This is a genomic window from Cellulomonas sp. (assembly GCF_035634735.1).
Classification (GTDB): Bacteria; Actinomycetota; Actinomycetes; order Actinomycetales; family Cellulomonadaceae; genus Cellulomonas.
In genome coordinates, this window is record NZ_DASQCJ010000230.1 from 1 (window position 1) to 20,237 (window position 20,237).

The 20,237-nt window shown below is 75.7% G+C and carries 22 protein-coding genes; 15 read left to right on the plus strand and 7 right to left on the minus strand.

Annotation, left to right across the window (positions count from 1 at the left end; genetic code table 11):
• The 4 genes from VER05_RS18420 to VER05_RS18435 form a co-directional block, all read left to right on the plus strand.
• Nucleotides 1-2,163: glycoside hydrolase domain-containing protein (locus VER05_RS18420; RefSeq protein WP_324846762.1), on the plus strand; the 2,163-nt coding region annotated here is incomplete at its 5' end.
• 52 nt (nt 2,164-2,215) lie between these two features.
• Complete coding sequence (locus VER05_RS18425; RefSeq protein WP_324846763.1) at nt 2,216-3,541, plus strand: glycosyltransferase; 1,326 nt, start codon at nt 2,216-2,218, stop codon at nt 3,539-3,541.
• 147 nt (nt 3,542-3,688) lie between these two features.
• On the plus strand, nt 3,689-3,889 hold the full coding sequence (locus VER05_RS18430; protein ID WP_324846764.1) for a hypothetical protein: 201 nt from the start codon (nt 3,689-3,691) through the stop codon (nt 3,887-3,889).
• A complete protein-coding gene (locus VER05_RS18435) occupies nt 3,882-4,739 on the plus strand; it encodes a hypothetical protein (RefSeq protein ID WP_324846765.1) in 858 nt (285 codons plus the stop codon). The genes VER05_RS18430 and VER05_RS18435 overlap by 8 nt, the downstream gene beginning before the upstream one ends.
• Here VER05_RS18435 and VER05_RS18440 read toward each other — a convergent pair.
• The gene (locus VER05_RS18440; protein WP_324846766.1) at nt 4,727-5,179 is read right to left on the minus strand and encodes a hypothetical protein; all 453 of its coding nucleotides are present in this window, start codon (nt 5,177-5,179) and stop codon (nt 4,727-4,729) included. The genes VER05_RS18435 and VER05_RS18440 overlap by 13 nt on opposite strands.
• A gap of 148 nt (nt 5,180-5,327) precedes the next feature.
• Here VER05_RS18440 and VER05_RS18445 point away from each other — a divergent pair, with 148 nt between their 5' ends.
• The 4 genes from VER05_RS18445 (at nt 5,328) to VER05_RS18460 (ending at nt 8,808) form a co-directional block, all read left to right on the plus strand.
• Nucleotides 5,328-6,383, plus strand: a complete 1,056-nt coding sequence (locus VER05_RS18445) for a TIGR03885 family FMN-dependent LLM class oxidoreductase (RefSeq protein ID WP_324846767.1) — start codon at nt 5,328-5,330, stop codon at nt 6,381-6,383.
• Complete coding sequence (locus VER05_RS18450; RefSeq protein ID WP_324846768.1) at nt 6,380-8,140, plus strand: alpha-amylase family protein; 1,761 nt, start codon at nt 6,380-6,382, stop codon at nt 8,138-8,140. Before VER05_RS18445 ends, VER05_RS18450 begins: the two co-directional genes overlap by 4 nt.
• A gap of 63 nt (nt 8,141-8,203) precedes the next feature.
• On the plus strand, nt 8,204-8,440 hold the full coding sequence (locus VER05_RS18455) for a type II toxin-antitoxin system prevent-host-death family antitoxin (protein WP_324846769.1): 237 nt from the start codon (nt 8,204-8,206) through the stop codon (nt 8,438-8,440).
• Nucleotides 8,437-8,808: a type II toxin-antitoxin system VapC family toxin gene (locus VER05_RS18460; RefSeq protein WP_324846770.1), complete on the plus strand. Its 372-nt coding sequence runs from the start codon at nt 8,437-8,439 to the stop codon at nt 8,806-8,808. Before VER05_RS18455 ends, VER05_RS18460 begins: the two co-directional genes overlap by 4 nt.
• Before the next feature lie 16 nt (nt 8,809-8,824).
• On the opposite strand, the gene VER05_RS18465 is transcribed toward VER05_RS18460, so the two are convergent.
• Nucleotides 8,825-10,102 carry an alpha/beta hydrolase gene (locus VER05_RS18465; RefSeq protein WP_324846819.1) on the minus strand — a complete coding sequence of 426 codons (1,278 nt, stop codon included), beginning with the start codon at nt 10,100-10,102 and terminating at the stop codon, nt 8,825-8,827.
• A gap of 138 nt (nt 10,103-10,240) precedes the next feature.
• Here VER05_RS18465 and VER05_RS18470 point away from each other — a divergent pair, with 138 nt between their 5' ends.
• From VER05_RS18470 to VER05_RS18480, 3 genes are all read left to right on the plus strand, one after another.
• Nucleotides 10,241-11,065, plus strand: coding sequence for an SDR family NAD(P)-dependent oxidoreductase (locus VER05_RS18470; RefSeq protein WP_324846771.1), 825 nt, complete (start codon nt 10,241-10,243; stop codon nt 11,063-11,065).
• Between the two features lie 498 nt (nt 11,066-11,563).
• The gene (locus VER05_RS18475; RefSeq protein ID WP_324846772.1) at nt 11,564-12,319 is read left to right on the plus strand and encodes a phosphotransferase enzyme family protein; all 756 of its coding nucleotides are present in this window, start codon (nt 11,564-11,566) and stop codon (nt 12,317-12,319) included.
• A gap of 93 nt (nt 12,320-12,412) precedes the next feature.
• Nucleotides 12,413-12,790 carry a nucleotide pyrophosphohydrolase gene (locus VER05_RS18480; RefSeq protein WP_324846773.1) on the plus strand — a complete coding sequence of 126 codons (378 nt, stop codon included), beginning with the start codon at nt 12,413-12,415 and terminating at the stop codon, nt 12,788-12,790.
• Nucleotides 12,791-12,797: 7 nt separating this feature from the next.
• Here VER05_RS18480 and VER05_RS18485 read toward each other — a convergent pair whose 3' ends face one another.
• The 3 genes from VER05_RS18485 to VER05_RS18495 form a co-directional block, all read right to left on the minus strand.
• A complete protein-coding gene (locus tag VER05_RS18485; RefSeq protein ID WP_324846820.1) occupies nt 12,798-13,688 on the minus strand; it encodes a ribonuclease Z in 891 nt (296 codons plus the stop codon).
• A gap of 65 nt (nt 13,689-13,753) precedes the next feature.
• A complete protein-coding gene (locus VER05_RS18490) occupies nt 13,754-14,218 on the minus strand; it encodes a hypothetical protein (protein ID WP_324846774.1) in 465 nt (154 codons plus the stop codon).
• 154 nt (nt 14,219-14,372) lie between these two features.
• Complete coding sequence (locus VER05_RS18495; RefSeq protein WP_324846775.1) at nt 14,373-14,795, minus strand: DUF2809 domain-containing protein; 423 nt, start codon at nt 14,793-14,795, stop codon at nt 14,373-14,375.
• 108 nt (nt 14,796-14,903) lie between these two features.
• On the opposite strand from VER05_RS18495, the gene VER05_RS18500 reads away from it, so the two are divergent.
• Both VER05_RS18500 and VER05_RS18505 read left to right on the plus strand, forming a co-directional pair.
• Nucleotides 14,904-15,683 (plus strand): HNH endonuclease family protein, encoded by a 780-nt coding sequence (locus tag VER05_RS18500; protein WP_324846776.1) that lies wholly within the window; start codon nt 14,904-14,906, stop codon nt 15,681-15,683.
• A 205-nt stretch (nt 15,684-15,888) separates the two neighbouring features.
• Entirely contained in the window at nt 15,889-16,131 is a 243-nt protein-coding gene (locus VER05_RS18505) for a hypothetical protein (protein ID WP_324846777.1), read from the plus strand.
• Between the two features lie 139 nt (nt 16,132-16,270).
• On the opposite strand, the gene VER05_RS18510 is transcribed toward VER05_RS18505, so the two are convergent.
• Nucleotides 16,271-17,014, minus strand: coding sequence for a M50 family metallopeptidase (locus VER05_RS18510; protein WP_324846778.1), 744 nt, complete (start codon nt 17,012-17,014; stop codon nt 16,271-16,273).
• Complete coding sequence (locus tag VER05_RS18515) at nt 17,011-17,718, minus strand: DUF2993 domain-containing protein (protein WP_324846779.1); 708 nt, start codon at nt 17,716-17,718, stop codon at nt 17,011-17,013. Before VER05_RS18515 ends, VER05_RS18510 begins: the two co-directional genes overlap by 4 nt.
• A gap of 242 nt (nt 17,719-17,960) precedes the next feature.
• On the opposite strand from VER05_RS18515, the gene VER05_RS18520 reads away from it, so the two are divergent.
• Both VER05_RS18520 and VER05_RS18525 read left to right on the plus strand, forming a co-directional pair.
• Nucleotides 17,961-19,892: an FAD-dependent oxidoreductase gene (locus VER05_RS18520; protein ID WP_324846780.1), complete on the plus strand. Its 1,932-nt coding sequence runs from the start codon at nt 17,961-17,963 to the stop codon at nt 19,890-19,892.
• Between the two features lie 60 nt (nt 19,893-19,952).
• Nucleotides 19,953-20,228, plus strand: a complete 276-nt coding sequence (locus tag VER05_RS18525; protein WP_324846781.1) for an antitoxin — start codon at nt 19,953-19,955, stop codon at nt 20,226-20,228.
• Nucleotides 20,229-20,237: the final 9 nt, after the last annotated feature.

The window sequence follows — 20,237 nt, forward strand, 5'->3', positions numbered from 1 at the left end:
GCCACGGCGCTGCCCCCGCAGTCCGGGCTCGCCGCCACCTGGTGGTGGCCGAAGCCGCAGGTGGGGAACACGCACCCCGGCGCGACGTACCCGCTCGGCATGGTGAGCGCGTGCGCCTACTCGGGCGCCTACCCCACCGGGTACGGGCGGTACGACCTGTCGACCGAGGGCCTGCCGCCCGCCCTGCACGCGACCCAGCGCGCCTCCGGGTTCACGCACTTCCAGCAGTCCGGCACCGGCGCGATCCGCAAGTACTACAACTACGTGCGCGTCACCCCGATGCTGCAGCCGCTCGACGACCTCGGGCAGCTCTGGGACGTGTCGGACGAGCGTGCCGAGCCCGGCTACTACGCCGCGACGCTGGACTCCGGCATCCGGTGCGAGGTCACCGTCGGCCCGAAGTCGGCGGTGCACCGGTACACGTTCCCCGCGCACCGGGACGCGCGGCTGGTCATCGACCTGAGCCTCGGCGGCCTCGACATCCCCTACGGCCGGACCGTGCCGCTGCGGGCGCACCTCGAGTCGGTCGAGCCGGGCGTGGCGCAGGGCGAGATCACCGTCGAGGGGGCGTCGCTCGCGGTGCACGTGGAGTGCGACACCCCGCACTGGCGGCAGCTGCTCTGGTACGACCGCCGCCTGATGCCGGGCGGCACCCGGCTCGACTTCGACCGCATCCGCCCGACCACGCTGCGCCCGTTCGGCCTCATGTGGGCCGGGCCGACCGAGCCGGGGCAGGTCGTCGAGCTGCGGTTCGGCTTCTCGCTGCGCGGCGTCGCGCAGGCGCGCGAGAACCTCGTCCGCGAGTGCGGGCCGGGGCCGTCGTCGTTCGCGGAGCGGCGGGCGCGCACGGCGCACGAGTGGCGCCGCCAGCTCGGCAAGGTTCAGGTCGACACCCCGGACGCGGGCAAGCAGACCGTCCTGTCGACGGCGCTGTACCACTCGCTGATCAAGCCCTGCCTCGCGCCGGACGAGAGCCCGTTCTGGCCGACCGACACCCCGTTCGCGTACGACATCGCGACGATGTGGGACATCTACCGCACGCAGCTCCCGCTGCTCACGGCGCTGGTGCCGGACAAGGCGATCGAGCTGGCGACGGCGATCCTGCACATCGCCGAGGAGGAGGGGAACTTCCCGATCGGCTACCGGATGGCCCGCGGCGCCGACCGGTTCTCCCGGCAGGGCAGCGCGCTGGCGCACACGTTCCTCGCCGACCTGTGCGCGCTGGGGCTGCCGTTCGACTGGGACTGGGCGCTGGTGCACCTGCACAACGACCTGCGCCGGACGTACGGCGAGGAGTTCCTGCTGCACGGCCGCACGCACCCGATCAGCCACACGCTGGACCTGGCGTTCGGCTACTTCTGCACCGCGGTCATCGCCCGGCAGGTCGGCGACCGGACGCTGCTCGACCAGTTCGCCCCGCTGGCGGGCCGGTGGCGGAACGCGTTCGACCCGGCGACCGGCCTGCTGCGCGACTCGACGTTCTACGAGGGCGGCCGGTGGAACTACTCGTTCCGGCTGCTGCACGACATGGCGGCGCGGATCGACCTGGCGGGTGGCGACGACGCCTTCGTGGCGCTGCTCGACCGGTTCTTCGGGTACGGCGCCGACCCGGTGAAGCAGCCGGGGCTGGCCCCCTCGGAGGACGAGATGCTCGCCGGCTACGCGCTGCACCGGTTCGAGGGCCTGAACAACGAGCCGGACATGGAGGCGCCCTGGGCGTACCAGTACGCCGGGCGCCCCGACCGCACCGCCGAGGTGGTGCACGCGATCACGCAGCAGCAGTTCGGCACCGGCCGCGGCGGCCTGCCCGGCAACGACGACTCGGGCGGGCTGTCGTCCTGGTACGTGTGGGCGACGCTCGGGCTGTTCCCGGTCGCCGGCCAGAACCTGTTCCTGGTGAACGCACCCGCGTGGCGCGAGGCCCGGGTCGACGTCGGCGGGAAGGCGTTCACGGTCGAGACCAGCGGGTTCGTGGAACCCGAGCCCGACCGGCCCGCGCAGTACGTGCAGCGGGTCCGGCTGGACGGGGTGGACCTCGACCGCACGTGGCTGACCGGCACGGAGCTGCACGCCGGCGGCCGGCTCCAGGTCGACCTCGGCCCGGAGCCGGGCCCGTGGACCGCCGCCGCCCGGCCGCCGTCGCTCAGCACCAGCCGCGCCTGACACCGGCGCCGCACTCCCCACCCCTGCCGCACGATCCTCCCGGAGGCCTGCCGTGACCGACGCGACCCTCAGCACCACCGCCGACGCGGCGCCCGCGCGCCGGGTCGACCGCCGCCTCGTCATCGTCGTGCGCGCCGACCCGGTCATCTGCGGCCACTCCGGCGAGGCCCGGAACCTCGCCGAGGCCGCGCTCGACCGCGGGTTCGACGAGGTCCGGATCATCACCTGGCCGATCGACCGCCTGCAGGCGGCCGGCCTGCCGCTCAAGCCGCTCGACCGCGTCATGCCGTACCGCGACGGGGTGGTCGTCGAGCGCCCCGGACCGGTGGGCGACTACAAGGTGCCGGACGGCCGCTACGTGGCGGGGCTGATCGGCCGCCTGGTCGAGCTGTTCACGGACGGCGTGCCCACGGTCGCGCTGTCGCTGTACCTGAGCCCGCACGCCACGGCCGTCGCGGACGCGGTGCACGTCGCCCGGCGCACCGGCCTGCCCGTGGACGTGACCACGGTCGCCGAGGCGGTCGGCTCCGACGTCACCAACGTCGTGCGCGCCTGCGTCGAGGCGGACCAGTTCGGCGCCGCCGCGCACGTGCTCTCCTCCTACCTCGAGCACGACGTCTGCCTCGCGGTGTCCGAGTACACCCGCGACCTGATCGTCTCGGAGGCCGAGGCGCTCGACGCGAAGCACGGCACGACGTTCGCCGCGCAGTGCCGCGAGCGGGTCCGGATCTCCTACCCCGCCGTCGACGTCGCGCAGTACCTGTCGCGCGACGACGCCGAGACGGACGCGGTGCTCGGCGCCCGCGGCCTCGACCGCGACGGCTACGTGCTCTACCTGTCCCGCCTGGCCGCCGCCAAGGGCGTGGACGACCTGATCGACGGGTACGCCGCCAGCACGGCCCCGGGGACGCACCGCCTCGTGATCGCCGGGAACGGGCCGGAGGCGGCGCAGCTGCGGGCGCACGCCGCCGCGTCGCCCGTCGCCGACCGGGTGCTGTTCCTCGACGACGTGTCGGACGACGAGAAGCCGCACCTCATGGCCGGCGCGGCCGCGTACGTGCTGCCGAGCAAGCCGCGGCCGGAGTTCGTCGAGACGTTCGGCATCGCGCTCGTCGAGAAGATGCTGTCCGGCGGCGGGCCCGTCATCACCACCGGCACCGGCGGCATCCCGGAGGCGGTCGGCGACACGGCGATCATCGTGCCGGTGGAGGACCCGGCGGCCATCGCGGCGGCGCTCGACCGGGCGCTCGGCGTCACGGGTGCCGAGCGCGAGGAGTGGGCGGACGCGGCGCGGGAGTTCGCGCTGCAGTTCGACCGGGCCGTGGTGCTGGACAAGATCCTCGAGGCGGTCGACGCGGTGGTGCCGGCGCGGGGGTGACGCCCGGGCGTCCGGGGCCACGCGCGCCGGTGCGCGGGCGCCGCGAAAGCGGGGCTGGACACCGCACAGCGCGATGCGGCTAGCGTGAGCGGCGTCGGTCCGGCAGCCGCCCCCGAGGGATCGCCCGTCGACGTCCGAGGAACGATCATGCAGGTCATCCCCAAGAGCTACGGCAGGCTCGTCATCATGACCCCGGAGGAGATGCGGGAGAAGCGGGCGACGGAGCTCGCGAGCATCGGTCTCGACCTCGAGACGATCGAGGAGCGCTACGAGACCTGGCAGCTCTCGCGCGAGCAGCGCATCGCGTACGAGGAGTACCTCACGCTGGGCAGGATGCTCGGTGAGTGACGAGGCGACCGCCCGGCCCGACGGCGCCGACTCGCGGGAGGGTGGGTCGCTGGCGGACGTGACGCAGCGGTTCGCCGCGGACCTTCGCAGCACCCTGCGGGGCGTCGTCCCGGGCGATCCCGGCACGTTCGAGGTCCGCCCGACGGCGACCCCGCTGACGCACCAGATGGTCCAGCAGGAGCCGCCCGACGGACTCCCGCTGGCCGTCGACGGCGTCGTCGTGCTCCGGCTGCGCGCGTCCTTCGACTGCGGCTGGGACCACACCGGCCGGTACCTGGCCGTCCGCCGGTCGACGATGGCGGTCACCGCGGAGGGCACCGAGGAGCCGCTGTTCCGGTACGACTACGACGCCGGGACGGACGACAAGGTCCCGGCGGCCCACCTCAACGTGCACGGGCACCGCGACGAGCTCGTGTTCGCGATGATGGCCGCCGGCTACCGGCTCCGCGGGCAGGCCCGCACCTCGGCGGTCCGCCGCGGCCAGGTGCCCCGCGTCTCGACGCTCCACTTCCCGCTCGGCGGCCACCGGTTCCGGCCGTCGTTCGAGGACGTCCTGGAGATGCTGGTCCGGGAGTTCGGCCTCGACACCCGGCCCGGCTGGCGCGCGGCGGTGTGCGCCGGGCGGACGCGGTGGCGGGCGGTCCAGCTCCGCGCCGCGGTCCGGGACGACCCGGCGGCCGCTGCGGAGGCGCTCGGCGACCTCGGGTACGCGGTCCGGCCGCGGGCACCGGGCGCGTCGGTGTCAGCCGCGCCGCGGCGCGCTCCCGCGGGCGTGCCGACGCCCGGCGGCGGCGGATCGACCGGCGGCCCTTGGCCGACGGCCGGCGTCGAACCGCGTCAGTCGCAGTAGTCGCAGATCCCGGTGCCCGGCAGCACCATCGAGCACGTCGGGCACGTCTTGGTGAACTCGACCGGCTCGGGCTTCCTCGCGCGCGGCGTCGCGGCGGCGCGCGGCGCCCGCGGAGCCTTCGGCTCGGTCGGGCGCGTCCGGGCCGGGGCGGCGGCGCGCGCGGCAGCGGCCTGCGGAACGTCGAAACCGCGCCGGGCGAGCAGCGCCTGGGCCGCCTCCTCGCCGCCGTGGAACTCGTCGGCACCCGCGAGCCGCCCGGTCGCGAACCGGTGCGCGACACCGAGGATCGCGGTCGTCGGGTAGGGGCGGTCCTCGTGGAGGAAGAAGCCGCCGCCGGCGGGGAAGCCGTAGACGCCGAGGAAGCCGTCGGCCCCGCGGGAGTCGTGCTCGGCGATGGCCTGGAGGATGTGCGCGCGCGTCACGGCGGAGAAGGTCGCCACGTCGCAGAAGCCTACGTCGTCCGCCCGCGCGGATCCCCCGGCGAAGGGCCTGGGACGCCTGTGACGTCCCTTGCACCCCGCCGCGCCCGCTGCAGGGAGGCCCCGCTCGCCGCGCGGGCCGGCGCCGCAGCCGGTAGGAACAGGGGGCATGACCACCCGCGTCGGCTTCCACAGCTCGCACGAGCAGGTCCACCCGTCCGCCCTCCTCGCGGCGGTCCAGCACGCGGAGGAGGCGGGCTTCGACGCCGCCATGTGCTCCGACCACTGGGCGCCGTGGGGCACGAACCAGGGCCACTCCGGCTTCGCCTGGACCTGGCTCGGCTCCGCGCTGGCCACCACCCGGCTGCCGTTCGGCACCGTGAACGCGCCCGGCCAGCGGTACCACCCGGCGATCATCGCCCAGGCGGCCGCCACGCTCGCCGCGATGTACCCGGGCCGGTTCTGGGTCGCGCTGGGGTCCGGCGAGAACATGAACGAGCACATCACCGGCGACCCGTGGCCGCCGAAGCCCGAGCGGGACGCCCGGCTGCGCGAGTGCGTCCAGATCATCCGCGCGCTGCTCGCGGGCGAGGAGGTCACCCACCACGGGCTGGTGACCGTCGACCGCGCCCAGCTGTGGACGCTGCCCGAGGTCCCGCCCCGGCTGATCGGCCCCGCCGTGACGCCGGAGACCGCCCGCGCGCACGCCGACTGGGCCGACGGCCTGGTCACGGTGAACCAGGACGTCGAGACGATGCGCCGGGTCGTCGGGGAGTACCGCGACGCCGGCGGCCGCGGTCCGATCTCGCTCCAGGTGCACGTGTCCTACGCGTCGGACCCGGGCGAGGCCTGGCGCCTGGCGCGCGAGCAGTGGGCGGGCAACGCCGCCGGGCCGCCGGCCGCGTGGGACATCGCGATGCCGGAGGCGTTCGACGAGCTGGCCGCCACCGTCGACGACGACACCCTGAGCACCGGGGTGATCATCGAGCACGACCCCGCCCGGCTCCGCGACCGCCTGGTCGAGCTGGTCGAGATCGGGTTCGACGAGGTCTACCTGCACCAGGTGGCCACCGACGTCCGGCCGGACCACGGCAAGCACGACGACGCCGCGCCCACGGTCACGCACCCGCCGTCGTCGCTGGACGCGTTCATCGACCTGGCGGCCGAGCACCTGCTGCCGGCGCTCCGGGCCGTCGACGCCGGCACCGAGGCGGCGGACGCATGAGGATCCGCGACACCGGCGACCTGTGGTGGAAGAACGCCGTCGTCTACTGCCTGGACGTCGAGACGTACATGGACTGGAACGACGACGGCGTCGGCGACCTCCCCGGCCTGGTGCAGCGCCTCGACCACCTGGCCGACCTCGGCGTCACCTGCCTGTGGCTGATGCCGTTCTACCCGACGGCCGACCGGGACGACGGCTACGACATCACCGACTTCTTCGGGGTGGACCCGCGCCTCGGCGACGCCGGCGACCTGGTCGAGCTGATCCGGACCGCGAAGGACCGCGGCATCCGGGTCATCGCCGACCTGGTCGTCAACCACACGTCCGACCGGCACCCGTGGTTCAAGGCCGCGCGGAGCAGCCCGGACAACCCGTTCCGGGACTTCTACGTCTGGCGCACCGAGGAGCCCCCGCCCACGGCGGACGAGGTGATCTTCCCCGACCAGGAGCAGGGGATCTGGACGTACGACGAGCAGGCGGGCGCCTGGTACCGGCACCGGTTCTACCGGCACCAGCCCGACCTCAACACCGCGAACCCGCAGGTCCGGGACGCCATCGCCAAGGTCGTCGGCTACTGGGCGGAGCTCGGGCTCGCCGGGTTCCGGGTCGACGCGGTGCCGTTCATGCTCGCGGACGCGGCGAACTCCCCGCACGACGACATCGAGCACCCGCACGAGTTCCTCAAGGCGCTGCGGTCGTTCCTGAGCCGGCGGACCGGCGACGCGATCCTCATGGGCGAGGTGAACCTGCCGTACGAGGAGCAGCGGATGTTCTTCGGCGACCAAGACGGCGACGGGTCGGCGGAGGGCGACGAGCTGAACCTCCAGTTCGACTTCGTCGCCATGCAGCAGATGTACCTGTCCCTGGCCCGGCAGGACGCCGGCGCGCTCGCCCAGGCCCTGCGCGACCGCCCGCACATCCCGCACGACGCGCAGTGGGCGACGTTCGTCCGGAACCACGACGAGCTGACGCTGGACAAGCTCTCGGACGACGAGCGCGCCGAGGTGTTCGCGGCCTTCGGTCCGGACGAGGACATGCAGCTCTACGGCCGCGGGCTGCGCCGCCGGCTGCCGCCGATGCTGGACGGGGACCCGCGCCGGGTCCGGATGGTCTACTCCCTGCTGTTCACGCTGCCCGGCACGCCCGTGCTGTTCTACGGCGAGGAGATCGGCATGGGCGAGAACCTCGCCGCCGACGGCCGGCTCGCCGTCCGCACGCCGATGCAGTGGACGTCGGGCCGCAACGGCGGCTTCTCGGCCGCGGCCCCGCGCCGGCTCGCCGGCCCGGTGGTCGAGGGCGGCTTCGCGCCCCAGCACGTCAACGTCGCCGACCAGCGGCGCGACCCGGACTCGCTGCTGTCGTTCGTGAAGACGCTGGTGCGGCGGTACCGGGAGTGCCCGGAGCTCGGCTGGGCGGAGCGCGCGGAGATCCTCGACCAGCCGCACGCCGCCGTGCTCGCGCACCGGTCGACCTGGCAGGACGCGTCGATGATCGCGGTGCACAACCTCGGGCCGGAGGCGGTCACCGTGCCGCTGCGGCTGCGGGACCTGGTCCGGGAGCCGGGCGACGCCGGGCCCGCGGACGGCACCGCGACCACCCGCAGCGCGGCCGGCGACGACGACCCGGTCCGCCTGGTCGACCTGCTGGAGGACGGGGCCTGCGAGGTCGACCCGGACGGCCGGGTCGAGGTGGAGCTGCCGGCGTACGGCTACCGCTGGCTCCGCGTCGTCCGCCCGGGCTCGCGCCGCCTGCTCTGAACCCGGGACCGCCGCACCGGCCTCTGGTTGACCAGACCAGACCAAGGTCGCGACAATCGTGTCATGGGCGTCCCGGTGAGCATCTACGAGGCCAAGACCCACCTGTCGCGGCTCGTGAGCCGCGCCGAGCACGGCGAGGAGATCATCCTCACCCGCAGCGGCCGGCCGGTGGCCCGGCTGCTGCCGCTCGAGCGGCGGCCGGAGCGTCGGCGTCCGGGGGCCCTGCGTGGGCAGATCGCGATCGGGGCGGACTTCGACACCCTCACCGACGCCGACGCGGGCGACTGGTACGGCGCATGAGGCTCCTGCTCGACACCCACGTGGTCCTCTGGTGGCTCGCCGACGATCCTCAGCTGGGCGCGCGCCATCGGGAGCTGATCGCCGACCCCGGCAACGACGTGCACTTCTCCGCCGTCAGCGTCGCCGAGATCGCCATCAAGAGCTCGCTGGGCAAGCTGACCGCTCCCGCGGACGTCGTCACGCCGCTGGTCGACGACGGCATCGCCCCCGTGCCGTTCACGCCCGAGCACGCCGCGGCGCTGCGCGGACTCCCCTGGCACCACCGCGACCCGTTCGACCGCATGCTCGCGTGCCAGGCGCAGGTCGAGGACCTGGTGCTGGCGACGGTCGACGCCCGGCTCGGCGAGTACGACATCCGCACGGTGTGAACGCCGCGCCCCGCGGTCAGGAGCGGGTGACCGTCCGGCGGCCCGCCGCCAGGTCCACCAGGCGGGGCAGGATCACGTCGCCCGCGGCCCGCAGGCCGTCGTGCAGGTACTCGTTCGTCACCCACACCTGCGCGTTCCCCACCGCGTCCGCCGTGCCGGTCGCCAGGTCCAGGTCCACGTACGGGTCGTCGACGTACTGCACCGCGGCCACCGGCACCTCGTTGGCCGCGAGCCGCTCCGGGTCGTACAGCGCGGGCCAGGACGTGCGGGCCGCGAGCGCCTCCGCCGCCGCCCGGAACGGCCGCAGCGCCCGGATCTCGTCGAACATCCACGGGAACACCGCCTCGCCGGTGAGCGCGAGCGGCCGGGCGTCGGGCGCGTGGTCGGGCCGGCGGTCGAGCTCGGCCTGCGCCGCCCACCCGCCCGCGCGCTCGCCCTGGTGGTAGATGACCTCCTGGAGCACGGCGTACAGCGGGTTCGCGTCGAAGCCGGTCTGGGTCTGCACGGCGAGCGCGAACGCGTCGTCCGGCGCCCCGTCCGCGTCCAGGTCGACGGTGTCGAGCAGCCAGTGCAGCGCGTCCACCCCGGTGCTCATGCCCAGCGGCATGCCGAGCGTCTGCAGCCGGCGCACGGTGAACGGGTCGCCGTCGGGGAGCGCGACGTCCCCGGCGGCGAGCCGGTCCGCGAGCGCCCCGAGCAGCTGGACGTCCTCCGGGTACCGGCGCGCGAACGCGGCGACCCGCGCGGCCTGCCGCGGGAACGTCCGCGCGTACACGTCCTCCGCGGTCGCGGCGACGCCGGGCAGGCCGCCGGTCACGTAGCAGGCGGTCAGCGCCTCGGGGTGCCGGGACAGGTAGGTGAGCGTGAGGAACCCGCCGTAGGACTGGCCGAGCGTCGACCAGCGGCGCCCGCCGTACACCGCGCGGCGCACCGCCTCCGCGTCTTCGACGATCGCGTCCGCCCGGAAGCACGCCAGGTAGTCGGCGGCCTCCTCGCCCGAGCCGAACCGGGCGATCGTCCGGCCGTCGACCCGGGACGACCGCCCCGTGCCGCGCTGGTCGAGCAGCACCACCCGGTGCGTGCGCAGGGCCGTCGACCACCAGCCGCCGCCGAGCGGGCGCGGGCCCATGCCACCGGGGCCGCCCTGCAGGAACAGCAGCAGCGGCAGGTCCTCGGCGTCCCGGGCCGGGTCGACGAGCTCGCGCGCGAACACCTCGATCGTCGGGTACCGGGACGGGTCCTCGCGGTCGACGGGCACCCGCACGCGGTGGTCCCGGACCAGCACCGGGGGCACGAGGCGGGGCTCGGAGGTGCGGACGGCGGACGTGCGGGCGCGACGGCGAGCGGCCGGGGAGGCGGGGGTCACGGCAGCACCCTAGGGTGTCGCGGACCGCTCCGGACCCGGGTCGGCACCCCGACGGCGGAGGACCACGTGCCCGGACGGACGATCGTGATCACCGGCGCCAGCGACGGCATCGGCGCCGCCGCCGCACGCCGGCTGGCCGGCGCGGGCGAGCGGGTCGTGCTCGTCGGGCGCGACCCGGCACGCACGGCCGCGGTCGCGGCGGGCCTGGGCGCCCCGCACCACCTCGCCGACTTCGCCGAGCTCGACCAGGTGCGCCGCCTCGGCGCCGAGCTGCGGGCCGCCTACCCGCGGATCGACGTCCTGGCCAACAACGCCGGCGGCATCATGGGCCCGCGATCCGTCACCGCCGACGGGTTCGAGCGCACCCTGCAGGTGAACCACCTGGCGCCGTTCCTGCTCACGCACCTGCTGCTGCCGACGCTGGTGGAGAGCCGGGCGTCGGTGGTGGCGACCTCGAGCGTCGCGGCCGCGCGCTGGGGCCGGATCGACCTCGACGACCTCGGCAACGAGCGCCGGTACCGCCCGGCGAAGGCGTACGGCGACGCGAAGCTCGCGAATGTCCTGCACACGGTCGAGCTCCAGCGCCGGTACGGCGGGCAGGGCCTCGCGGCGGTGGCGTTCCACCCGGGCATCGTCGCCACGAGCTTCGCCAAGGAGACGAACCACCTGATGCGGCTCGTCTACCACACGCCCCTGCGCCGGCTGCTGACGATCACCCCGGAGCAGGGGGGCGACTACCTCGCGGCGCTCGCCACCGGCACGCCGGGGGTCGACTGGGCGCCCGGCGGGTACCTCGAGCAGGGGCGCGCCGCCGTGCCGCCGCCGCAGGCCGCGGACGCCGACCTCGCCCGCCGGCTGTGGGACGTGAGCGCCGCGCTCGTCGGCGTCTGAGGCGGCGCGGGGACGGCGGTGTTTCCGCGGCGTCACCGCCGCCGGGCCCGGGTGACACCTGCGTGAAATCCCGGCCGCGCCCCTGTCGGCCCCGGTGCGCGCCCCCCGACACTCGGCTCGGGCCGCACGGCCCGGCGAGGACGCGAGCACCCCGGGGGCAGGTGGCCATGACGACCGACGACACGCTCGGCAGCACCGGGCTCGCGGAGCCGGACCCGCCGTTCGGGCGGCTGGCGGTCGGCGCGCCCGCGCCGCGGTGGCTGCACGCCGCCCTGTGCGCGGCCTGGGGCTGGGAGCCCGGGCGGACGACCGTCGACCTGCTGGCGCTCTCGCACAACGCGACGTTCCGGGTGTCGGTGGCCGGCCGGCCGGTCGCGGTGACCCGCGTCGCGCCGCCCGCCTACATGGAGGACACCGCGGCGGTCGAGTCGGAGGTGGCCTGGATGGCCGCGCTCGGCGCGGCGGGCGCGGTCCGGGCACCAGGGCGACGTCCCGCCGGTGGACGGCCGGGACGTCGCCCTGGTGCCCGACGACGACGACCGGCACTGGGTCTGCCTGACCTGGCGGTACGTGCCCGGGCCCTCGCTCGAGGACGCGCTGGCGGACGCGCTCGCCGGCGCCGACGACCCCGGGGCCTGGCACCGCCGGGTCGGCACCACCGCCGCGCTCCTGCACGAGCACGCCCTGGGCTTCCACCGGCCCCGCGACTTCGTCCGGCCGACGTGGGAGCCCGCGGACCTGGTCGGTCCGGGCAGCCGGTGGGGCGCGTGGGAGCAGGCCCGCCTGCCCGCCGCCGACCTCGCGCTGCTCGGGCGGGCACGCGACGCCGCCCTCGACGCCCTGCGCGCCGCGTCCCGCGCCCCCGACTCCTGGGGCCTCGTGCACGCGGACCTGCGGCCCGGGAACCTGCTGCTCGGCGGCGGCGACGACCTCACGCTGATCGACTTCGACGACTGCGGGTTCTCCTGGTTCGTGCTGGACCTGGCGGCGGCGCTGTCCTACGTCGAGCACCTGCCGGACGCGGCCGCCCGCGCGCAGTCCTGGGTGGCGGGCTACCAGGAGGTGCGGCCGCTGACCCGGCAGGACGCCCGCACCGCGTGCGCGCTGTCCATGCTGCGCCGGCTGCAGCTGCTCGGCCGGACCGTGACGGACCCGCGCGGCGGCCCGTCGGGCGCGCTCCGCGCCGAGCAGCCGGCGGGCTCGGTCCTGGTCGCGGAGCGCTACCTCGGCTCGCCCACCTGGCTCCTCGCCTGACCCGCGCCGCCCGCCGCACGGGCCGCCGACGTCGGCACTCCCGCGCCGGAGAGCGCGGAACCCGACCTGGTGCGCGGCTGCGATGCTGAGGGGGTGACCGACGCATCCCCCGCCGCCGGCGGGACCGGGGACCTCGCGCGGCTGACCGCGCTCATCCGCGAGTTCAGCGCCGAGCGCGACTGGGAGCAGTTCCACGACCCCAAGTCCCTCGTGCTGGCCCTGGTCGGCGAGGTGGGCGAGCTCGCCGAGCTCGTGCAGTGGCTGCCCGCGGGCGACGCGGTGGCGTACTTCGCCGACCCCGACCGGCGCCGCCGCGCGGGCGAGGAGATCGCCGACGTGCTGGTCTACCTGCTGCGGCTGGCGGACGTGCTCGGCGTCGACGTGCTGGCGGCGACGCTGGACAAGCAGGCCGAGGCGCGGCGGCGGTTCCCCGTCGCCGACGTGCGCGGGGTGGCGCCGCGGCGGGACTGAGCCCGCGTCAGGCCGCCGCCCGGCGCCGGGGCAGGACGAACCGGTCCAGGTCGCGGGCGACGTGCACCACGGCCGACCCCGCCGCGGCGCGGGCCTGCTCCCCCAGCGGCGCGAGGTCGGCGTACCGCCCGGAGAAGTGGCTGAGCACCAGCGTCCGCGCCCCGGCACCCGCCGCGAGCGCCCCCGCCTGCCCGGCGGTCAGGTGCCGGTAGTCGGCGGCCAGGTCCGCGTCCTCGTCGGCGAAGGTGCACTCCGCGAGCAGCAGGTCGACGCCCTCCGCGAGCGCCTCGGCGCCCGGGCACGGGGCGGTGTCCATGACGACCGCCACCCGCTGCCCGCGCCGCGGCACGCTGACGTCCGCGAGCCCGACCGACCCGATCCGCCCGTCGCGCTGCAGCCGCCCGACGTCGGGTCCGGCGATCCCCGCCGCGGCGAGCCGGTCCGGCAGCAGGGTCCGGCCGTCGGGCTCCGCGAGCCGGTAGCCGAAGGTCTGCACCCGGTGCCGCAGCGGCTCGACGGTGAGCCCCGGGGCCACCTCGCCGGCCGACCCGTGCGGGTGCAGCCGCAGGTCGAGCCCCGGCGTCGCGAGCCCGACGAGCGCCCGCACCACCGCCTCGCCCTCCGCCGGGTAGTGCAGGTGCACCGGGTGCTCGACCCGGTCCAGCACCATCCGGGACAGCACGCCCGGCAGGCCGTAGCTGTGGTCGCCGTGCACGTGCGTGAGGCAGATCCGGGTGATCGACGGCGGGGCGACGCCGGCCAGCGTGAGCTGCCGCTGGGTGCCCTCGCCGGGGTCGAACAGGTAGGCCTCGCGGTCCCACCGGAGCAGGTAGCCGTTGTGATTGCGCGTCCGGGTCGGGACCTGGGAGGCCGTCCCGAGGACGACGAGCTCGCGCACCACGCGGCCAGTCTGGCCGCCGCCCCCGCGTGCGCGCGTCCGGCTCGCCGGAGCACCCGGCCCGGTCAGGTCGGGGACGCGGAGCCCTCGGACGCAGGCGCCGTGTCCCCGACCCCGGCCCACTCCTGCAGCCGCGGGATCAGCACGCGGGCGGGCACCTCGAACCCGCCGAGGCGCACCGGCCGGTCGCGCCCGGCCACCGTGAGCACCACGGACTCCGACCAGGAGGGCCGGCCGTGGATGTTGCCGTCCACCGCCAGCACCGCGTCCCGGGGGATGCGCAGCGGTCGCCACCGCCGCTCCAGGAGGAGCGCGTCCTCGGTGAGCACGAGCGTCGCCCGCAGGTCGACCACCGCGAGGACCACCGCCATCACGATGAGCAGGCCGGACGCGGTCACGAAGAAGGCGGCGAGGCCGCGCTCCTCGCCGTCGAGCCGCGGCACCCAGGACGCCAGCAGGAGGGCCTGCCCCGCGACCCCGGCCCACAGCCAGCGCCCGGGGCGCGCGGTCCTCGCGACGACCTCGCGCATCACGCCCTCCTCGGTGTCGCCCGCTGGGCTGCGGCGCGGGCTGCCGGCGTGGTCGCCATGATGCCGCGGGCGCACCGGGACGACCACAGGGCCGCGGCCTGTGCGTCGTCCCCAGACCGGCCCCGACCCGGCCGCGCCGCTGGGCTCGCCCGCGTCAGCCTGGGGTGACCGCGGTGCGCCGGGCGCCGCCGACCCGGGAGGCGAGCGTCGTGCCGCACACGGCGAGCAGCACCCCCACCGCGTACCAGAGCAGGTCGGTCGCGACGAACGTGGTGCCCAGGAGGTACCGCAGCGGCGGCCACGCGTCGGCAGCGGCGGCGGGCACCCCGGTGAGCTGGGCGAGCTCGACCGCCCAGCACAGACCGAGCGCGAGCCCGGCCCGCGCCGGGGCGGACCACCGGGGCAGGGCGGGCCCGACCAACAGCGTGACCAGCGCCGCGTACAGGGCGTCTCCCAGGGCGTCGGCGGCCGCCCCGGAGCCGTACCGCGCCGTCGCGAGCCCCGCCGCCACCACGAGCGCGCCGGCCACCCCGGTCGCCACCCACGGGCGTCCGCCCTGGTCACGCCTCGTCCGCACCGCGCCACCTCCCGCACCGACGCTAGGGCGCCCGCGCGGTCGCGGGGCGGCGCGCCGGTCCGGGTGGGGAGGAGGTGTCGTGTCGGTCCCGTGTGCGACCGTTCCGCGGTGACCAGCACCACCCGCACCACCCGCGCCGCCCGCACGCCGCTCGCCTCCTCCCCCCGAGGCCGCCCGCCGGCCCGGAAGCCGAGGGGCCGCGCCCGGGGCGGTCGGCTGGGGTGGGCGTGGCTGGTGCTGGTCGTCGCGGTGGCCCTCGGCGCCGGGCTGCCGGTGTGGTCCGAGGCCCGCGAGTCGGCCCGGTTCCCGGTCACCGCCGCCGACCTCGACCGCGCCCGCACCGAGCTCGCCGGGCTCGCGGTCAAGGGCCGCGCCCCGAAGACCGGCTACGACCGCGACCAGTTCGGCCCCGCGTGGGCAGACGTCGACCGCAACGGCTGCGACACCCGGAACGACGTCCTGGCCCGCGACCTCACCGACGTGACGTTCGAGGCCGGCACGCACGACTGCGTGGTGCTCACCGGCACCCTGGCGGACCCGTACACCGACGAGGTGATCGCGTTCGAGCGCGGCCCGAGCAGCGCCGCCGTGCAGATCGACCACGTCGTCGCGCTGTCGGACGCGTGGCAGAAGGGCGCGCAGCAGTGGGACGCGGAGACCCGGAGGCAGTTCGCCAACGATCCGGCCAACCTGCTCGCGGTCGACGGCCCCACCAACGGCGCGAAGGGCGACGGCGACGCGGCGACCTGGCTGCCGCCGAGCACGGGGTACCGGTGCGCGTACGTCGTGCGGCAGGTCCGGGTAAAGGCGGCGTACGGCCTGTGGGTGACGCAGGCGGAGCACGACGCGATGGGCCGCCAGCTCGACGGCTGCGCGGTCGCGGGCTGACGCCGGGCACCCCCGAGCCGATCGACGCGGCCGGGCCGGCACGCCCCGGCAAGGCGCCGGCGAGCGCCGGCCTCGGCCCTGGTGCGGCGCTACGCGTGTCGAAGGCGCAGCCCCGGGTGCCGCTGCCGCGGATGTGAAGGTCTCGCGCGAACCGGAGCGCGTGCACGGCGGCATCGTCTACGTTCGCAGGCGATAGGGGGCAACGATGACCGAATCTCGTTCGAAGAGGCTGTTCCTCGTCGCAGCGACGACGACGGTGGCGGCGGTGATCGCGTACGCCGTCTCGTTCTCGATCGCTTTCGATCGCAGCGATGCGGGTCAGGACTCCGGAACTGCAGGAGCCATCGTCTGGCCCGCGGCACTCATCTCCGTCGCCGGTCTGATCGCCAGCGTCGCGCTGTCGGCCGTGTGGCTCTCACGGCGCGGCAGTCGAGCAGTGAGCGCGTAGACAGGCGGAACTGCCGGGCCGACGGTCGGGCGCCACGTGCCCGGGTCCCACGTCGACTCCACCCGCGCGACCTGGTGCGTATCCCCCTGCGGCGTGCTGGCGCGGGTGACCGCGCCGCTGCCGCGCGACCCGCGCCCGCTCAGAGCAGCGGCCGCTCCAGGATCCACGACCCGCCCAGCGCCAGCGCCCCGACGCACACCAGCAGCAGCACCGCCACCCACACCCCGCCCGGCACCGGGGTCAGCCGGGCCAGGAGGTCCGCGTCGGACGTCCCCCGGCCGCGCGCCCGCCGCCGCTGCGACTGCATCTCGAGCACCGCCCGCGGCGCCCCGAGGAGCAGGAACCAGGTGACCGCGTACGCGACCGCGACCTGCACCGCCGCGGTCCCCCACCAGGACACCCCGACCAGCACGACCCCGGTCACCAGCACGGCCCACAGCCCGTACCAGTTCCGGATCTGCACCAGCACTCCCACCAGCACGACGAGGAGCGCCCACAGCAGCCCCACGGCGTACCCGCGCCCGAGCAGCCACGCCGCCCCGAGCCCGAGCACCGCCGGCCCGACGTAGCCGGCGAACGCGGTCGCCACCATGCCCGGCCCGCGGGGTTTCCCGACGGAGACCGTGAGGCCCGAGGTGTCCGAGTGCACCCGGATGCCGGACAGCCGGCGCCCGGACAGCACGGCGACCAGGCCGTGCGCCGCCTCGTGCACGATCGTCAGGAGGTGGCGGGACACGTGCCACAGCGCCGGGACCGCGAGGCAGAGCAGCGCGGCCGCGAGCGTGCCGAGCAGCACGGCCTGCCCCGGGGCGGGCTGCACGGTGGTGGCGCGGTCCCAGATCTCCCCGGGCAGGGTGCGCAGGGTGTCGAGGAACCCGCTCACAGGCTGTCGAGGGTCACGTCGGCCAGCTCGACCGTCAGGTGCAGGCCGTCCGGGCCGACGACGGCACCGGTCACCTCGGCGCCGGCGGGCAGCTGGTCGGTGACGTCGACCTCGGCGATCCGGGACGCCAGGCCGTCGGGCAGCAGCCCGGCGTCGATGGTGAACCCGCCGAGCGACGCGCTGGTGATGGTCGCGACGAGGCCGTCCGCGCCGGCGGGCGCGAGGGTCAGCGAGACGCCGACCGGGACGCCGGCCACGGCGCCGGTGGCCACCAGGGACTCGCCGTCGACCGCGAGCGCCAGGTCCCAGCCGGTGCGCTCGCGGAGCAGGGTCTCCAGCGCCGCGGTCGGCACGGTCGCGGTCGCGACCACGTGCTCGGCGCCGCGCGGCTCCTGCACCGCCACCCCGGTGGCGACGACGTCGAGGTCGGTGACGTCGAGCCCGCGGAGCGTCGCCCCCGACGCGGTCAGGTGCACGTCGTCGAGCGTGCCCCGGGCGAGCTGGGTCAGGAACGGGAACCCGGTGATGTCGACCCGGGGGTCGACCGCGCCGAGCTGGGAGCGCACCGCGTCCGCGGCCACGTCCTGGGCGAGCGAGTGGGTCACGCGGTCGGCGAGCAGGGTGCCGCCGACGAGGACGAGGACGGCGGCGGTGAGGCCGACGACGCATCCGACGCGGCGGCGGGGGGTGCGGGTGCGGGTCACGCCCCGAGGGTACGGGCCGACGGCCGCCCCGCGGGGCCCGGACCGGGCCAGGCGCAGGACCTTCACCCCGCCGACGCATCCGGGTGGTCCCGCCCGTCCACCAGCGCAGATCCGCCCGGATCGGGACGAACGACCCTGCTGACCGCCCGGTCGGTATCCGACGATCGAGAGGTCTCGCTGATCCGTCAGGAATCCCGGCGCCATCCCCCAGCCGCGCCGCTCTCGCCCCAGGAGGACCCGACATGACCGCCACCTTCGACCACGTCCTGCAACCGGGCCGCATCGGCTCGCTCGACCTGCCCAACCGCGTCGCCCTCGCCCCCATGGGCACCGAGATGGGCACGCACGAGGGCCTGATCACCGAGCGCGAGATCGCGTACTACACGGAGCGCGCCAAGGGCGGCACCGGCCTGGTCATGACCGGCATCTCCGCCGTGTCCCAGGACTACGAGGTCATCAACCCGGGCCTGTGCCGGGTCGACACCGACGCCGCGCTGCCCGGCCTCACCGCGCTGGCGGAGTCGGTCCACGCGGTCGGCGGGCGGATCTCGCTCCAGCTGACGGCCGGCCTCGGCCGGAACATCAACAACGTCGACCCGGAGCGGCTGCCGATCTCGGCGTCCGACAACCCGCACTACGCGCACCCCGAGGTGCTGTGCCGGCCGCTGGAGACCGACGAGATCCGGGTGATCGTCCGCCGGCACGCCGAGGCCGCCGCCCGCGCCGCGCGGGCCGGGATCGACGCCCTCGACATCCACGGGCACACCGGCTACCTGGTCGACCAGTTCATGAGCCCGGTGTGGAACCGCCGGACCGACGAGTACGGCGGCTCCACCGAGAACCGGTGCCGGTTCGCCGTCGAGATCATCCGGGCCGTGAAGGAGGCGGCGCCCGGCCTGCCCGTGTCGTTCCGGCTGTCCGTCGACCACCGGTTCCCGGGCGGTCGCACGGTCGAGGAGTCGCGGAAGATCGCCGTGGTGCTCGAGGCCGCCGGCCTGGACCTGCTGATCGCCGACGACGGCTCGTACGAGGCGATGGACTACGTGTTCCCGCCGTACTACCTGGGCGACGCGTGCATGGCGCCGGCCGCGAAGGCGATGAAGGAGGTCCTGTCCATCCCCGTGATGGCGGTGGGCAACCTGACCCCGGAGAACGCCGAGGCCGTGATCGCCGCGGGCGAGGCCGACTTCGCCGGCATCGGACGCGGCCTGATCGCCGACCCCGAGTGGGCGAACAAGCTCCGCGAGGGCCGTCGTGGCGACGTGCGCCCCTGCATCCGGTGCAACGCCATGTGCGTCGGCCACGCGTTCTTCGCCGAGGCCCTCGGCTGCGCGGTCAACCCGCAGGTCGGGTTCGAGCGCGAGCGGGTGCTCACCATCGCGCCGCGGCCGAAGCACGTCGTCGTCGTGGGCGGCGGCCCCGGCGGGCTGGAGGCGGCGCGGGTGGCGGGCCTGCGCGGCCACCGCGTCGACCTGTACGAGAAGGGCAGCAACCTGGGCGGGGTGCTGTGGCCCGCCGCGACGCCGGGGTTCAAGAAGGAGCTCCGCGGGATGGTCGGCTGGTGGGAGCGGCAGCTCGCCGACCTGCCCGTCACGGTGCACCTCGGCACGGAGATCACGGCCGACTCCCCCGAGCTCGAGGGCGCGGACCAGATCATCGTCGCGACCGGCTCGCTGCCGATCGTGCCGCGGTCGATCCCCGGCATCGACGGCCCGAACGTGGTCGAGGTGCTCGACTTCCACCTCGGGACCCCGGTCGGGCAGCGGGTGGTCGTGGCCGGCGGCGGCCTGTCGGGCGCGGACTCGGCCCTGGAGCTCGCGCAGGCGGGCCACGAGGTGACGATCGTCGAGATGGCGTCCGAGATCGCCAAGGACATGATCGTCATCAACCGCATCACCCTGCTCCGGCAGCTGGCCGAGGCGGGCGTGCGGATCCTGACCGGCCACACGGTCACGGCGGTCGACGAGAAGGGCCTGTCGGCGACCGGCCCCGACGGCGAGCAGGTCCACGTCGACGCGGACACGGTGCTGTCGGCGTTCGGCGTCCGCCCGAACACCGCGCTGCCCGAGGCGCTGGCCGGCCGCGCGGACGTGGTGCCGGTGGGCGACTGCGTGCAGCCGGCCAAGGTCGGCGAGGCCATCAACGCCGGCTTCCTGGCGGCCTACGCGCTCTGACCCGCGACGTCGGGCCCCGGACTCCCCGGTTGCGGGCGTCCGGGGCCCGACGTTGACTCGATGCCGGCATCCACCTGCGCCACGACGGGAGCGGACATGGGCATCGGGGACTTCGTCGACAAGGCCAAGAAGGCCGTCGCGGGCAACGAGGACAAGATCGCCGGGGCGATCGACAAGGCCGCCGAGGCGGTGAAGTCGCGCACCTCGGACTCCACGGACCGCAAGGTCGACCAGGCGACCGCGAAGGCGCGCGACTACCTGGAGCAGCAGAAGCGGGAGGGCCGGCACGAACCGCCGGTCCGGCACCCGGAGCGCACCGACCCGCCCGCGCTCTGAGGGGCGGCG